Genomic DNA, 14,361 nt, shown 5'->3' with positions numbered 1-14,361 from the left:
AAAACGGAAACACAGTATAACATTCAGGACATTGATTCAGGAGGTGAAAAACAAATGAACAAATCAGACTTGATTACACACGTATCCGAGGCTACTGAATTGTCCAAAAAGGATGTAACGAAAGCGGTTGATGCCGTATTCGAAGCGATCTCTGAGGCTCTTCAAAACGGAGACAAAGTACAATTGGTTGGTTTTGGGAACTTCGAAGTTCGCGAGCGCTCTGCACGTAAAGGACGCAACCCGCAAACAGGTGAAGAAATCGAAATTCCTGCGAGCAAAATTCCTGCGTTCAAACCAGGTAAAGCGCTCAAAGACGGAATTAAATAAGATTTCTACATATTCCATATGTCAACGAAAAAAGACCGTGACTTGTTCACGGCCTTTTCTTTTGCCTATAAACAGGAAATTTTCGTAATCTGTTACTCAACCTCTTTACTTTTTTCCGAAAGTTCCGGTTGCTCACTGTAAGCGATTAGAATCAGATCTTTGCCCGTAACGGCAGACAGATGATGCTCAATCTCCTGTAACTGGTGTACATGCTCATCCTTGAGCACAGCGGGGGTGTACTTCATGCAAACTCTCCTTTCCTGGCTGATCGTTATAGTATGACCCGGGAATTATGGTTTCTTGCGGTATATTCCCTCCAGGACTTGTTGACAAATGAAACAATCTTGATCATCATTAACGCTATGAAATCAGAAAAGGGGACGTGCGGGATGGATCACTCTACGGGCAATGACTTTATCGTAATTAAAGCAGAAGAAAACGGTGTACAGGTGATTGGCTTGACCCGGGGGCAGGACACACGATTTCACCACACGGAGAAGCTGGACAAAGGCGAAGTGATGATTGCCCAATTTACAACACATACTTCAGCCATTAAAATCCGGGGAAAAGCTACGCTAATTACGAAGCATGGAGAGATTGAATCGGAATAGTCTTGAAAGAGTTTGACTAGGTACATTAAAAAGGTTGAATGAGATGAAAATTGCAGGCATAGCCTGCTTTTTTTGATTGTACAATGAGGTATGAGCCTTTACCGGACAGACTACACTAACAGGTAAAGGCAGGGAGGCGCTTATGAAACCGGGAATGATTGTGACTGCGTCCATGCTGTCAACGATTGCGGCAGTCATCGTGCTCGTGGTTTTCCAAAGCTTACATACACGTACATGGGGCGGGGACCGGGCAGAGCCTGTAACCGCTTCTCATCAAACGATTCAGTTGACCAATGATAATCTGGTTGATGTACTGAGTTCACTTCATATGTCTACGCCGATTGCTAGAGTGGAGTGGAAACAGTCTATTTTGACACTTGACCTCAAAGTCAAAGGAACGGATACGAGTTATACTGAAATTTATGAAAATATGGCGGCAGTCGTGGATCTGAGTTTTCGCAGTGTAGACAACGTGGAGCAGGTGCTCCTTCGCGTCATGGCCGAGGATGAATGGGTGCATAGACGTCATCTGCTACTTGCGGCAGATATCAGGCGAGGAGAATGGCCTATGTATGCCATTGACATGCTTCGCACGTGGAAAAGCGCGGCATTTTCGGAGGATTTAAAAGACTGGTTCAATCTGATGCAGACGGAACTGTGGAAGAAGCAGTTCGAAATGACCAGTTAGGGGTAATCAAATAGCAGGATTCAGTGCGTGCCGAATAAACATATGCTATAATATATAAGATTGTAGTGCAGAAATGGTTTGACAAAGCAAAGCCTCGGAGGATGAGAATGAATTCATATCGTGTACCCCAACTTGCAAAGAAATATACGGATTACGACATGATTCGACAACATACGGAAATCCCGTCATTTCCGGATAGCCGGGCGCGTCTGTTACAGGTATTTGTGGGCCGAACAGACGAAAAGGGTCATCAGGAACTTTACGCTCTTGCGACCTCGCTTGTTCAGTTGGCTATGGATACGCATGATCGAATCGATACGATTTCCGGTGATCGGGTAGAACAGGAGATGCGTTCACGCCAATTAAATGTTCTCGCTGGAGATTATCTGAGTAGCCGTTTCTATCAGTTGCTTGCTCATGCAGGCAAAATAGAAATGATCGGTAAGCTTAGCGGTGCTGTTTCCGAAGTAAACGCACGTAAGATGACGCTGTATGAACGGATGAAAAAACTTCTCGTTTCGGCTGATGAATATTTGCGTGAAACGGTACAGCTGAGAATGCAGCTGTTTCTTTCATTTACAGACATGATGCCTGTTGAGGATAAGCCGTTATGGAACAGCTTGCTGATGGAGTTCAGCACTTGCGAAACCATCATAGAAGAAATGGATCGGATGCGTGACGAGAAGCGTATGCTTCATAGCTATGCGTTCTGGTATGTGTACGAGAACGGCAATGACGAGGAACGCGGTCATTTGACTCAAATGGAGCTCGAACCACGTATGTGGAGCTCTATGGTGCTGAAACACAGCATAAGCGAGGTGTTGCTGGACAAGCTTCGCGAGTGCACACACCGCATTCAGCTTTTGCTGCAAGATGAGGAAGGTCTTCAAGATATGCATGAGTTCGAGGCAATTCTTGAGCCTTACCTGTCCTATGTGCAGCCTTCACATGCGGCAGTAAGGGAAGATTGAGGGGGAGACAGACGAATGGGTAGCGGAGAGACCAAACCGAAAGAAGAATTTGTCCATTCGGTTTTTCAGAGTATAGCCGGCAAGTATGACGTCATGAATGATATTCTGAGTTTCCGCAGGCATAAAGCTTGGCGTAAATTCACGATGAAGAAGATGAATATGTCCAAGGGAGATACGGGACTGGATTTGTGTTGCGGCACATGCGACTGGACGCTCGCTATGGCACAGGCAAGTGAAACGGGGCACATGCACGGGCTGGATTTCAGTAGCAACATGCTGGAAGTGGGCCAGACGAAAATTGATGCGGTGAACCGTTCAAAACAGATTACGCTCGTTCAAGGGAACGCCATGTCTTTGCCCTTTGAAGACAATACGTTCGATTATGTTACGATTGGATTCGGTTTACGTAACGTGCCTGATCTAAGACAGGTTTTGTCTGAAATGAAACGTGTTGTAAAACCCGGCGGTATGGTGGTTTGTCTGGAATTGTCCAAACCAACGTGGCAGCCGTTTAAAGGCATTTATTATTTTTATTTTGAGCATATGCTGCCAAATATGGCGAAACTGTTTGCCAAACGTTATGAGCAGTATAAATGGCTGCCGGACTCTCTGGCGCTTTTCCCGGGTAGAAAGGAACTGGCAGACATTTTTGTTGAAACTGGATTGCAACAGGTGCAGGCCTACCCTCTAACCGGAGGCATCGCGGCACTGCATATTGGAACCAAGGAGAATCAGAATGTTTAGGAAAATTCGCATCTTTTTAGAAATGATCAAGATTGAACATACGCTTTTTGCTTTACCTTTTGCTTTTATGGGCGCTATCTTGGGATCGATGGTTGTTAACAACACGTTCCCGAGCTGGATGCAGATTATGTGGGTATTACTTGCCATGGTTGGTGCAAGGAGTGCCGCATTTGGTTTGAACCGGATTATTGACCAGGCGATTGACGCAAAAAATCCACGTACGGCGATGAGAGCTATTCCAGCAGGCTTGCTGAAGAATGGCGAGGTTATTATTTTTATCATCATCTCGTTTATTTTATTATTCTGGGCATCATCCAATCTTAATGTATTATCCATGCAGTTGTTGCCGATTGCAGTCTTCATGTTAGTGCTATATTCGTACACCAAACGGTTCACATGGCTTTGTCACGTCGTACTGGGGATGACCATTGGCCTTGCTCCTTTGGGAGGATGGGTGGCTGTGACAGGTACTATGGATTGGACAGCGATTGTTCTGTACGTTACGATTGTATTCTGGACTGCCGGTTTTGACATTATTTATGCATGTCAGGATCTGGAGTTTGATCAGGGAGAAGGTTTGCATTCCATTCCGTCCCGCTTCGGACTTGTGAAATCATTGCAGATTGCCAAGTTCTTTCATGTCATTACGGCGATTGGTTTCCTTGCCTTGTTACTAATGACCGATCTGAGCTGGTGGTATGGCGCAGGTATGCTGATTACGTATGGTATCCTGCTTTATGAGCACTATATTGTGTCACCTAATGATATGAGCCGTGTACAAACGGCATTCTTTACGATGAATAGTGTACTGAGCCTAGTCGTATTTACGTTTACATTCATTGATCTGGCGGTGAAATAATGATGCAGCAACCGGAGAATAAACGACTTGTCGTCGGAATCACCGGAGCGAGTGGCAGCATATATGGTATCCGATTGATTGAAACGTTGCTTGACCTGGGATATGCCGTTCATTTGGTTATTTCCAATGCTGGCTGGCGTGTACTAAAGGAAGAAATGGACTGGGATGTGACGAACCGGGAGAGCCTGCTCCAAGAAAAATTCGGTCATCGCGGTGGATCGTTAATCTATCATCCCGTTAGTGATATCGGGGCTTCGATTGCCAGCGGTTCTTATCTGGCGGAAGGCATGATTATCATGCCTTGCTCCATGGGCACTCTTTCATCGATTGCAAACGGATCTTCAGACAATCTGATGTCACGCGCGGCAGATGTTATGATGAAAGAAGGCAGGATGTTAACTCTTGTGCCTCGTGAGACGCCTTTGCATGCCATTCACTTGGAAAACATGCTGAAGCTTTCACGTCTTGGTGTGCGAATGATCCCGGCGATGCCTGCCTTTTATTACAAACCTCAGAGCATGGAGGATTTAATTTTATTTTTAGTAGGTAAAGTGCTGGATAGCTTGCGCATCCCGCATCAACTGTTTACTAGATGGGGAGAACCGGATGAACGGGGATAATGTAGCCGGGTCGCGCTTTTCTGAATAACCGGATCAGAAAAGTGCGACACATGGACATGATCCCCTGACTCCCGGGGTATCGGTGAGTGCTGATGGCCAGATAAATGTGTCCACAGTCTTGACCCATGCTCCGGCAACTTCTGTACTTTTGGTTGATTCAGATTTGGTCGCAGCGTTTAAATCCCGAATGTCGGTGCTGGCATTCGAATAGGCATCATGATGGACGCTGTAGAAGAACACAAGCAGGAACGGCGAGCCTGAGGCGACGTTTTTGCCTGTAGGCTCGGGCTTGCTGGAAGGGAAGGTAAGCATGGATTTTTGGATTGACAATACGCTGACACGGGTGAACGAATGAAACTATTGGACATTTTCGGATTGTTAAAAAAGGACATGGATTACGTTGAAAAAGAGTTGTATCGTAGCGTAAAAGGCGAACAAAAGTTACTGAGTGAAACTTCGCTTCATCTGCTTAAGGCAGGTGGAAAACGACTGCGGCCTGTTTTTGTGCTTTTAGGTGGCAAATTTGGTACATACGATATCGAGCGTTTGAAGCTCGTAGCCGTTCCACTGGAACTTATTCATTCTGCTTCCCTCGTTCATGATGATGTCATCGATAATGCGGAGACTCGCCGGGGCAAACCCACCGTCAAGTCTAAATGGGACAATCGGATTGCGATGTATACAGGAGACTATATCTATGGCAAAGCGCTAGAGATGACGGCAGGACTTTCTGATCCGGCTATTCACCGCATCCTTGCCAAAGCTATGGTACAGATGTCCATTGGTGAGATGGAACAGATTCGGGACTTTTTTAATACAGGTCAGAGTGTGCGTAACTATCTGCTACGTATTCGTCGCAAAACTGCACTTCTGATTGCAGTGAGCTGTCAGCTTGGAGCGCTCGCTACTCGTGCACCTGAGCACATTTCATCTCTGTTGTATACCTATGGATACAATGTGGGTATGGCTTTTCAGATTCAGGATGATGTTCTGGACCTGGTGGGTACGGAGAAACAACTTGGCAAGCCTCCGGGAAGTGATATGAAACAAGGTAACATCACGCTCCCTGTGCTGTATGCTTTGGAAGAAGAACAGTTACGTGAGCCGTTGCTCAAGGAAATTTCGCGTGTTCATCATGAAGAAGGACGTGCAAGTGCATCGGATGCAATTGGAATGATTCGCCAAAGTCAAGGAATTGCTAAAGCAGAAGCCCTTGCTGACCGATATATGAAGAAAGCGCTCGATGCTCTCGATCAGCTGCCTAATATCAAGACCACTAAAAATCTGCGAGACATTGCTCACTTTGTCGTTAAACGTACACATTAAGCTTGCTTGTGTTGTTTAATGCTCTACACGGATGTGAAAATCCTCATTGGGAGGATTTGGACTTGTATGTTACAATCAAAGGGATTGCGTTTACATAGTGATTAACTTTGAACCGTGAGTGAGGAGTGAACTGGTAATGGATCGTACCTTTTTGATGGTGAAACCGGATGGTGTGCAGCGTGGTTTGATCGGCCGTATTATCAGCCGTCTGGAAGACAAGGGATTTAAGCTGGTAGCAGGAAAACTGGTGCAGATGTCGGAAGAACAGGCGAGGCGCCATTATGCTGAACATGAGGGCAAGCCGTTCTTTGATGATCTGGTTCGTTTTATCACTTCTGGCCCTGTATTTGCCATGGTGTGGGAGGGCGACGATATTGTGACACTTGCACGTATTGTCATTGGTAAAACGAATGTGAAGGAAGCAGCTCCAGGGACAATCCGTGGAGATTTCGCTAGCCATACACCACATAATCTCATTCACGGGGCAGATTCGCCGGAAAGTGCTACTCGTGAAGCTGCTAATTTCTTTAGTTCTGACGAGCTGGTAACCTATGAGAAGAGCATCGCAGGCTGGTTGTAATTATTAGCCAAAGGGTGATGTACGATGCTGGAGCAAGAACAACTAGACCCGGATTATGCCGGATTCATTCGTAAAATTAAAGAGAGCACAGGCATTGATCTTGCTCAGTACAAAGAAGGCCAGATGAAAAGAAGGCTGACCACACTACGTAACAAAAACGGGTTTAATACATTTTCTATCTTTTTTGATGCGATGCAGAAGGAGAAGTCGTTATTTTACGAATTTCTGGATCGCATGACCATTAACGTATCGGAATTTTGGCGCAACCCGAATCGCTGGGAAGTGTTACGTGATGAGATTCTGCCTGAGCTCGTGGGTTCCAAACGCAAGGTCAAGGTATGGAGCGCTGCTTGTTCGACTGGTGAGGAGCCATACACGATTGCCATGATTTTGGATACGCTAGGCATCTTGAAAGAAAGTTCCATTACGGCAAGTGACCTGGATGAAGGTGCACTCGCTAAGGCTAAGGAAGGCCGTTATATGGAACGTTCGCTGAAGGACGTGCCTCCAGAAACGGCGAGTCGATATTTCAAGCAAGACGGTATGATGTATCGTATTGATGAGAAATTAAAAAGCTCGATCAACTTCAAGAAGCAGAATTTGCTGGTTGACCGTTTTGATGATGGATACGATCTGATCGTATGCCGGAATGTCATGATTTATTTTACAGAGGAAGCGAAAAACCTGCTGTATCACAAATTCGCAGCCAGTCTGCGTCCAGGTGGGATGTTGTTCGTAGGCAGCACAGAGCAGATTTTCTCCCCTGGACAATACGGGCTGGAGACGGCAGAGACGTTTTTCTATCGGAAAAAATAAATCAGTGTATAGATCAACCGCCTGAGGTGCATGAAGATGTGCTCAGGCGGTTGTTTGCATAAGAAAAAGAGGCTTTCTTGTCAAAGCTGGTCAGCTATACTATAATAAGCAAAGAAATTATGGGATTTTAGCAATGTGAAGTTTAACAGTTTAAAGGGGGAACGTATTATGAGTTTACGTTATTTAACCGCAGGGGAAACGCACGGACCCCAATTGACCGCAATTATTGAAGGACTGCCAAGTAATTTGAATATTGATTTTGAAGAATTGAACTTCCAGCTTCATCGCCGCCAGAAAGGGTATGGCCGCGGACGCCGGATGCAGATTGAGAAAGACCAAGCTAATTTTGTTGGCGGAATTCGTCATGGATATACGACAGGTGCTCCAGTAGCGCTCGTTGTTCAGAATAATGACTGGAAGCATTGGCAGAATATTATGAACATTGAGCCGATTGAAGGTACTGATGAAGAAAAACGCCGTGTTCATCGCCCACGCCCTGGGCATGCCGACCTTAACGGTGGGTTGAAGTACAATCTCAAAGACTTGCGTAACGTTCTGGAACGCTCCAGTGCGCGTGAGACAACTGTACGTGTAGCATGTGGTGCGATTGCACGACAGTTTCTGGCTGAATTCGGTATTAAAGTGGCTGGAAGGGTTATTCGTATCGGGGAGATTGAAGCACCATACCAGGAGCTTCCGATTGATGAACTGATCGCCGTGACAGAAGCATCTTCAGTTCGTGTGACAGATGCGGAGACAGAGAAGAAAATGGAAGCCTATATCGATCAGATCAAGCAAGAAGGAGATTCCATCGGTGGAATCGTGGAATGTATCGTTGAAGGCGTTCCTGTCGGTCTGGGAAGCTATGTACAATATGATCGCAAGTTGGATGCTCGTATCGCTCAAGGTGTAATGTCGATCAATGCGTTCAAAGGTGTGGAGATCGGTATCGGCTTCGAAGCGGGTACGATTCGCGGCTCTCAGGTACATGATGAGATTCTGTATACGGAGGATCGTGGTTACCACCGTGCAACGAATCGTCTGGGCGGGTTTGAAGGCGGTATGACCAACGGTATGCCGGTTGTGGTACGCGGAGTAATGAAACCTATCCCAACGTTGTACAAGCCGTTGCAAAGTGTAGATATCGATACGAAAGAAGCTTTTTCGGCTCAGGTTGAACGTTCCGATGCTTGTGCAGTTCCAGCGGCTAGCGTCGTTATGGAACATATCGTTGCTTGGGAAATTGCCAAGGCATTCCTGGAGAAATTCGGCGGGGATTCCATGGAGGAGATTCGGGCAAACGTTGCCAGCTACCAAGCACAATTGGAGAATTACTAATATGCGTCAGTTGACAGTACAGCTTGAAGAGCGCTCATATCCTATATTGATTGGCAGCGGCCTGCTGGCTCAAGCTCCGCAATATTTTGAACAATATGGATTGACTAAAAAAAGTCCGCTTCTGATCATTACAGATGATCATGTAGCCCCGATATACTTGCATGGATTAGAGCAAACGTTGCGTGCGGCGGGTTATTCCGTCGTCTCCGCAGTCGTGCCGTCTGGTGAGACTTCGAAATCACTTGCGGTATATCAGGATATGATGACGGTAGCGATTGAAGGCAAACTGGACCGCAGTTCGGCGATTCTCGCTCTTGGGGGAGGCGTTGTGGGCGATCTGGCTGGTTTTGTCGCAGCTACATATATGCGCGGGGTTAAGTTTGTGCAGATCCCAACAACCATTCTGGCTCATGACAGTAGCGTCGGCGGTAAAGTGGCGGTCAATCATCCTCTTGCGAAAAATATGATTGGTGCTTTCCATCAGCCGGAGCTTGTACTGTATGATGTTGACACACTGCAATCGTTGCCGCCAAGAGATGTATCGGCCGGTTTATCCGAGATGCTGAAGCATGGACTGATCCGTGATGAGGCATTTGCTCATTGGTGCGAAGAAAACGCCGAGGCACTGCTTGCGCTTGACCCGGATACACTCGGATATGGTCTGGAACGTGGATGCAGCATCAAAGCCGAGATTGTTTCCAATGATGAACGTGAGAATGGAGAACGTGCACTTCTGAATCTAGGTCATACGATTGGACATGCGATTGAAGCGATTGCTGGATACGGTGAATTTCTGCACGGAGAAGCCATTTCTATCGGTATGGCTGGATCGGCACTACTGGGTGAGAAACTCGGAGCACCAGCAGGGCTGTATGAAGATACTGTTCGTATGTTGCGTTCTCTTCGTCTTCCAGTGACGCTACCTGCACATTTAAGTACGGATGCTTTGATGGAAGCGATGATGCATGATAAGAAATTCCGTGAGGGCCATATGGTCTTTATCGTTCCTGATCGGATTGGATCTGCCAGAATCGTGAAGGATGTGCCGGTTACGGTTGTTCGTGAAGTCATTGAACTGCTTAGGAAGGGAGAATAACAGCATGGTTACACGGGGAATTCGCGGGGCGACCACGGTCACCCAGAACAGTGAAGATGAGATTTTGCAAGAAACAGCAGTGTTGCTTCAGGAAATTGTTGACCGGAACAAGATTGTACCGGAAGATATATGCAGCGTATGGATTACGATGACCGGTGATCTGGATGCGGCTTTTCCAGCAAAAGTGATTCGTCAGTTGGATGGATGGGAGCTTGTGCCTTTGATGTGTGCACTAGAGGTTCCTGTAAAAGGCGCTTTGGCGAAATGTATTCGTTTTATGGTACATGTGAACACAACCAAAGCACAAAATGAAATTCATCACGTGTACCTTAACGGTGCACAGGCATTACGTCCCGATCTGGCAGGGCGTTAAGTTTCTTCCATGATCATGGTTGTCAAACCAGTGAATATGATGTATAGTGAGAAACAGTTGAGTAGAGTTTAGATTGAGCTGAGAGCAGCTGAGTTGAGCCTAGTATATAGCAGAGTCCAGTGTTTGGTAGCCGATGCATCCGAAATCGGTCAACGCATACACGGTACGTCTTGCTAAGGGAGAAGTACAGGAGAAGAGAGTAGACGTGTCAGAGGACATCGTTTATTCCCATATATCTAACGAACATTTCACATTATCTATCATTGAGGAATTGAATTGATTTCTCAAGAGATGAAGATGATGCAAACGAAATGTTACGAAGTATATGTTATCTTATAATATCTGAAACATGGATGAACATGGATCAGTTGCCTGTCACTCGCCCTTCGCAAAAGTATAGGGACTTGTTATTTATGGAGCAACATGCTTGAATACAGCTTATAACCAAACCTCTACCTGATGGTAGAGGTTTTTTGTCGTCATAACTTTCTTCTACCTAAATCTGAAAGGACGTGATCTGATGATAACGCCAAACGTTAATCAAGTATTGAAAATGTCAAATGAATATAATCTGATTCCGGTTGTTAAACGGATTTTGGCTGATATGGAGACACCGATTCGTATCTTCCGCCGTTATGCGGACAATGACCGTGCGTTTTTGCTTGAAAGTGTAGAGGGTGGCATTCAATGGGCTAGATATTCCTTCATCGGTACGGATCCGTTTTTGATGATTTCGGGGAAGAAAGGCCGAATTGTGGTTGAAGAGGCAGGAAAGACTCGTGAACTGCCGGGCAAACCGATTGAAGAACTGAAAGCTTTGCTACGCAAATATCGGAGTCCGAAGATGGATGATCTTCCTCCTTTTACTGGTGGAGCCATTGGATTTTTTGGATATGACCTGTTGCAATATTATGAGAAGCTTCCAGCTCATGCGCTGGATGATCTGAATATGGATGACATACGCTTTATGTTTTGTGATCAAATTGTTGTGTTTGACCATGTGAAGCAGCACATGTTGCTCGTTGGCAATGTACATGTCAAAGATGGGGCAACGGATGAAGAGATTCGTCAGGCGTATGCAGCCACTTCCGAGAAGCTTGAACAAGCGGCAGAGCGTTTGCAGCAGCAAGGACCAGGTGAAAACCTGAACCCGCGTTCGATTCCGGGAGATGTGGAGCTTGGGGACATTCGTTCCAATCTGACAAAAGAACAATTTATCGGCAATGTGGAGCAAGCCAAAGAGTATATCCGTGCAGGAGACATTTTCCAGGTGGTGCTGTCTCAACGTTTTCACATTGATACGGAAATTTCCCCGTTACATGTATATCGCGTACTGCGGACGCTGAACCCATCACCTTATATGTATTATTTGAAAATGGACGATGAGATTATCGTAGGGACCTCACCTGAGGCGCTGGTCAAGGTTGACGGCAATCGCGTAGAAACACGTCCTATCGCAGGCACACGTCCACGAGGAGCGACAGAGGCAGAAGATCGCGCACTTGCGGCAGATTTGCTACAAGATGAGAAGGAGCGCGCAGAGCATCTGATGCTGGTGGATCTGGGAAGAAATGATCTGGGGCGTGTATCCACTTTTGGCAGTGTGAAGTGTGATATGTTCATGGAGATCGAGCGTTACTCTCACGTTATGCATATGGTATCGAACGTTACAGGTGAGTTAAGAGAAGATAAAGACTTCTTCGATGCGTTCCTCTCCTGTCTGCCAGCCGGGACCGTATCTGGTGCGCCGAAGCTGCGTGCGATGGAGATTATTGCAGAATTGGAAAAGGAGGCACGGGGTGCCTATGCAGGAGCGATCGGTTACCTTGGATTCTCCGGAAATATGGATGCATGTATTACCATTCGTACGATCATTTTCAAAAAAGGAAAAGCATATGTACAGGCCGGAGCCGGAATTGTATGGGACTCTGTGCCTGAGAAGGAATATGAAGAGACTGTAAACAAAGCCAAAGCATTGTTAAAGGCCATTCGTACGGCTGAAGCGATGTTTCCGGCAAAAGCTGCAGATCCCAAATTAAGTCTGGCTAACGCTGATTATTTTGTTACACCAACTTCGGCAACAAACTGAGAGAGGAGAGACTGGAAATGAACTTGAATCCAATCATGAATGACAGTCAGGTGCTACCTGAAACAGTGATTTCCCGGGAAGAAGGAATGAAACAAGGACTCGCTAAAATTCTCGAAGGCCGTCACTTGGAGCAGGACGAGGCACGTGAACTGATGTATTCCATCATGCGAGGTGAAGCTACTCCGGCTCAAATCGGAGGGTTGCTGATGGCTCTTCGTATGAAGGGGGAAACGGTGGATGAAATCACTGGTTTTGCTCAGGCGATGCGCGGACAAGGTGGACGTATACTGACAGATGGTAGAGGGCTGCTGGATACATGCGGTACAGGCGGATCGGGTATTCATAAATTCAATATCTCTACAGCATCGGCCATTATTGCTTCGGCAGTTTCAGTTCGAGTAGCCAAACACGGCAATCGTTCAGCTTCTGGCAAAGCAGGCAGTGCGGATGTGTTGGAAGCGCTCGGCGTTAATATTCATCTGAATGGAGAGCAGGCCAGACAATGTCTGGATGAGATCGGAATCTGTTTCTGTTTTGCTCAGGTATACCATCCATCCATGCGTCATGCGGCGGCTCCGAGAAAAGAGCTGGGTGTGCGCACGATTTTCAATATGCTTGGACCATTAACCAATCCAGCCGGTGCAGATCGTCAATTGCTCGGTTTGTATGATCGTTCCCGTACGCCGATGATTGCAGAAGTGCTTAACCGCCTCGGTTTGAAAAGAGCGCTAGTTGTTGCCAGCCATGATGGTCTGGACGAAATCAGTATCTCTGCACCTACACAGGTATCGGAGTTGCGGAACGGGGTAGTGCACACGTATGACATTGACCCACGCGATATGGGGCTGTCTTTGCATCCGCTCGAAGCAGTGCTTGGAGGAGATGCGGCGCAGAATGCCGAAATTATACATCGGATCTTCCAGGGTGAACGCAGTGCTTACCGGGATGTTGTGTTGCTGAATGCAGGGGCATGTATTTATGTATCCGGCCTTGCGGACAGCATTGCAGATGGCGTTAAAATCGCTGCAGAGGCAGTGGACTCGGGTAAAGCGGCCAGTAAGCTTGGACAGTTAATTCATACAACGGAGGCGTACAATCATGTATCTTGATCGAATCGTTGCGACAAAACATAAAGAAGTGCAGGCTCTTGCACAGACGTTTAACATGGATGAAGCTATGAAAAAGATTGAACAATTACCGGCTGCACGCGGGTTTGAACAGGCACTGTCAAGCAGACGCAATCGTAAGCTGGGGCTTATTGCCGAAGTGAAGAAGGCCTCGCCATCCAAAGGGTTAATTCGCCCGGATTTTCATCCGGTAGAGATTGCTTCTGCCTATGAACGTGCGGGTGCTGATTGTATCTCAGTTTTGACGGATGTTTCCTATTTTCAGGGTAGTAACGAGTATTTGCAGACTATTCATCAGGCTGTGAATATTCCGCTCTTGCGCAAGGACTTTATGATCGATGAGTCACAGATTGCAGAAGCTAGACTTCTGGGAGCAGACGCGATCTTGCTGATTGCCAGCATTCTCACGCCGGTGCAGATTCGTCAATTTCTAACGTTTGCGAAAAGTCTTGGACTAGATGCTTTGATTGAAGTTCATGACCGGGCAGAACTGGAAACGGTATTAGAGATTCCTGAAGCGACACTTGTTGGTATCAATAACCGAAATTTGAAAACGTTCGAAACCAGTCTGAATACCACGCTCGATCTGATGGGACTGATTCCACCAGGTGTGACGCTCATTAGCGAAAGCGGGATTGACGGTGCGGAATCGACGAAACCTCTGATTGAAGCTGGCGTGCACGGTATTCTCGTTGGAGAGCATCTGATGCGTAAAGACGATGTGGAAGCTGCTGTTTACGATCTGATGGGACCAAAATAATGAATAACCCGATATATGACGATACAGGTGCAGGTT

17 protein-coding genes are annotated in these 14,361 nt (G+C 46.5%); 16 read left to right on the top strand and 1 reads right to left on the bottom strand.

Features of this window, described 5'->3' with window-relative positions; all coding sequences use genetic code 11:
- Positions 1-54 precede the first annotated feature (54 nt).
- On the top strand, positions 55-327 hold the full coding sequence (locus ACT89M_RS17905; RefSeq protein WP_090917341.1) for an HU family DNA-binding protein: 273 nt from the start codon (positions 55-57) through the stop codon (positions 325-327).
- Positions 328-419: 92 nt separating this feature from the next.
- Here the strand turns inward: ACT89M_RS17905 and ACT89M_RS17900 are convergent, their stop codons facing one another.
- Positions 420-572: a hypothetical protein gene (locus ACT89M_RS17900; RefSeq protein WP_167375654.1), complete on the bottom strand. Its 153-nt coding sequence runs from the start codon at positions 570-572 to the stop codon at positions 420-422.
- A gap of 144 nt (positions 573-716) precedes the next feature.
- Between ACT89M_RS17900 and mtrB the strand changes: the two genes are divergently transcribed.
- From mtrB to trpC, 15 genes are all read left to right on the top strand, one after another.
- Positions 717-938: a trp RNA-binding attenuation protein MtrB gene (gene mtrB / locus ACT89M_RS17895; protein ID WP_090917232.1), complete on the top strand. Its 222-nt coding sequence runs from the start codon at positions 717-719 to the stop codon at positions 936-938.
- 142 nt (positions 939-1,080) lie between these two features.
- Positions 1,081-1,626 (top strand): hypothetical protein, encoded by a 546-nt coding sequence (locus ACT89M_RS17890; RefSeq protein ID WP_154890623.1) that lies wholly within the window; start codon positions 1,081-1,083, stop codon positions 1,624-1,626.
- 107 nt (positions 1,627-1,733) lie between these two features.
- Complete coding sequence (locus tag ACT89M_RS17885; RefSeq protein ID WP_154957583.1) at positions 1,734-2,597, top strand: heptaprenyl diphosphate synthase component 1; 864 nt, start codon at positions 1,734-1,736, stop codon at positions 2,595-2,597.
- A 15-nt stretch (positions 2,598-2,612) separates the two neighbouring features.
- Positions 2,613-3,341: a demethylmenaquinone methyltransferase gene (locus ACT89M_RS17880; RefSeq protein ID WP_090917226.1), complete on the top strand. Its 729-nt coding sequence runs from the start codon at positions 2,613-2,615 to the stop codon at positions 3,339-3,341.
- The gene (locus ACT89M_RS17875) at positions 3,334-4,200 is read left to right on the top strand and encodes a UbiA-like polyprenyltransferase (protein ID WP_090917224.1); all 867 of its coding nucleotides are present in this window, start codon (positions 3,334-3,336) and stop codon (positions 4,198-4,200) included. Before ACT89M_RS17880 ends, ACT89M_RS17875 begins: the two co-directional genes overlap by 8 nt.
- Complete coding sequence (locus ACT89M_RS17870) at positions 4,200-4,820, top strand: UbiX family flavin prenyltransferase (RefSeq protein ID WP_154957582.1); 621 nt, start codon at positions 4,200-4,202, stop codon at positions 4,818-4,820. The genes ACT89M_RS17875 and ACT89M_RS17870 overlap by 1 nt, the downstream gene beginning before the upstream one ends.
- A gap of 351 nt (positions 4,821-5,171) precedes the next feature.
- Positions 5,172-6,146 (top strand): polyprenyl synthetase family protein, encoded by a 975-nt coding sequence (locus ACT89M_RS17865; protein ID WP_090917219.1) that lies wholly within the window; start codon positions 5,172-5,174, stop codon positions 6,144-6,146.
- A gap of 136 nt (positions 6,147-6,282) precedes the next feature.
- Complete coding sequence (ndk, locus tag ACT89M_RS17860; protein ID WP_154890621.1) at positions 6,283-6,726, top strand: nucleoside-diphosphate kinase; 444 nt, start codon at positions 6,283-6,285, stop codon at positions 6,724-6,726.
- Between the two features lie 24 nt (positions 6,727-6,750).
- Positions 6,751-7,542 (top strand): CheR family methyltransferase, encoded by a 792-nt coding sequence (locus tag ACT89M_RS17855; RefSeq protein WP_090917215.1) that lies wholly within the window; start codon positions 6,751-6,753, stop codon positions 7,540-7,542.
- 168 nt (positions 7,543-7,710) lie between these two features.
- Positions 7,711-8,880, top strand: a complete 1,170-nt coding sequence (gene aroC / locus ACT89M_RS17850) for a chorismate synthase (protein ID WP_308723390.1) — start codon at positions 7,711-7,713, stop codon at positions 8,878-8,880.
- A gap of 1 nt (position 8,881) precedes the next feature.
- Positions 8,882-9,976 carry a 3-dehydroquinate synthase gene (gene aroB, locus ACT89M_RS17845; protein ID WP_221788185.1) on the top strand — a complete coding sequence of 365 codons (1,095 nt, stop codon included), beginning with the start codon at positions 8,882-8,884 and terminating at the stop codon, positions 9,974-9,976.
- 4 nt (positions 9,977-9,980) lie between these two features.
- Positions 9,981-10,349 (top strand): chorismate mutase, encoded by a 369-nt coding sequence (gene aroH / locus ACT89M_RS17840; RefSeq protein WP_154957578.1) that lies wholly within the window; start codon positions 9,981-9,983, stop codon positions 10,347-10,349.
- Between the two features lie 520 nt (positions 10,350-10,869).
- Positions 10,870-12,438 (top strand): anthranilate synthase component I, encoded by a 1,569-nt coding sequence (gene trpE, locus ACT89M_RS17835; protein WP_090917209.1) that lies wholly within the window; start codon positions 10,870-10,872, stop codon positions 12,436-12,438.
- 68 nt (positions 12,439-12,506) lie between these two features.
- On the top strand, positions 12,507-13,547 hold the full coding sequence (gene trpD / locus ACT89M_RS17830) for an anthranilate phosphoribosyltransferase (protein ID WP_154958041.1): 1,041 nt from the start codon (positions 12,507-12,509) through the stop codon (positions 13,545-13,547).
- The gene (trpC, locus tag ACT89M_RS17825; RefSeq protein ID WP_308723389.1) at positions 13,537-14,325 is read left to right on the top strand and encodes an indole-3-glycerol phosphate synthase TrpC; all 789 of its coding nucleotides are present in this window, start codon (positions 13,537-13,539) and stop codon (positions 14,323-14,325) included. The genes trpD and trpC overlap by 11 nt, the downstream gene beginning before the upstream one ends.
- Positions 14,326-14,361 lie beyond the last annotated feature (36 nt).

The organism is Paenibacillus sp. NN59, assembly GCF_057597225.1.
The sequence above is the reverse complement of the archived record's forward strand: the minus strand, read 5'-3'. Positions and strand labels throughout refer to the sequence as shown.

Coding starts and splice junctions, on each gene's coding strand:
- ACT89M_RS17905 (WP_090917341.1), top strand. CDS start 55: ATGAACAAATCAGACTTGATTACACACGTATCCGAGGCTACTGAATTG.
- ACT89M_RS17900 (WP_167375654.1), bottom strand. CDS start 572: ATGAAGTACACCCCCGCTGTGCTCAAGGATGAGCATGTACACCAGTTA.
- mtrB (WP_090917232.1), top strand. CDS start 717: ATGGATCACTCTACGGGCAATGACTTTATCGTAATTAAAGCAGAAGAA.
- ACT89M_RS17890 (WP_154890623.1), top strand. CDS start 1,081: ATGAAACCGGGAATGATTGTGACTGCGTCCATGCTGTCAACGATTGCG.
- ACT89M_RS17885 (WP_154957583.1), top strand. CDS start 1,734: ATGAATTCATATCGTGTACCCCAACTTGCAAAGAAATATACGGATTAC.
- ACT89M_RS17880 (WP_090917226.1), top strand. CDS start 2,613: ATGGGTAGCGGAGAGACCAAACCGAAAGAAGAATTTGTCCATTCGGTT.
- ACT89M_RS17875 (WP_090917224.1), top strand. CDS start 3,334: ATGTTTAGGAAAATTCGCATCTTTTTAGAAATGATCAAGATTGAACAT.
- ACT89M_RS17870 (WP_154957582.1), top strand. CDS start 4,200: ATGATGCAGCAACCGGAGAATAAACGACTTGTCGTCGGAATCACCGGA.
- ACT89M_RS17865 (WP_090917219.1), top strand. CDS start 5,172: ATGAAACTATTGGACATTTTCGGATTGTTAAAAAAGGACATGGATTAC.
- ndk (WP_154890621.1), top strand. CDS start 6,283: ATGGATCGTACCTTTTTGATGGTGAAACCGGATGGTGTGCAGCGTGGT.
- ACT89M_RS17855 (WP_090917215.1), top strand. CDS start 6,751: ATGCTGGAGCAAGAACAACTAGACCCGGATTATGCCGGATTCATTCGT.
- aroC (WP_308723390.1), top strand. CDS start 7,711: ATGAGTTTACGTTATTTAACCGCAGGGGAAACGCACGGACCCCAATTG.
- aroB (WP_221788185.1), top strand. CDS start 8,882: ATGCGTCAGTTGACAGTACAGCTTGAAGAGCGCTCATATCCTATATTG.
- aroH (WP_154957578.1), top strand. CDS start 9,981: ATGGTTACACGGGGAATTCGCGGGGCGACCACGGTCACCCAGAACAGT.
- trpE (WP_090917209.1), top strand. CDS start 10,870: ATGATAACGCCAAACGTTAATCAAGTATTGAAAATGTCAAATGAATAT.
- trpC (WP_308723389.1), top strand. CDS start 13,537: ATGTATCTTGATCGAATCGTTGCGACAAAACATAAAGAAGTGCAGGCT.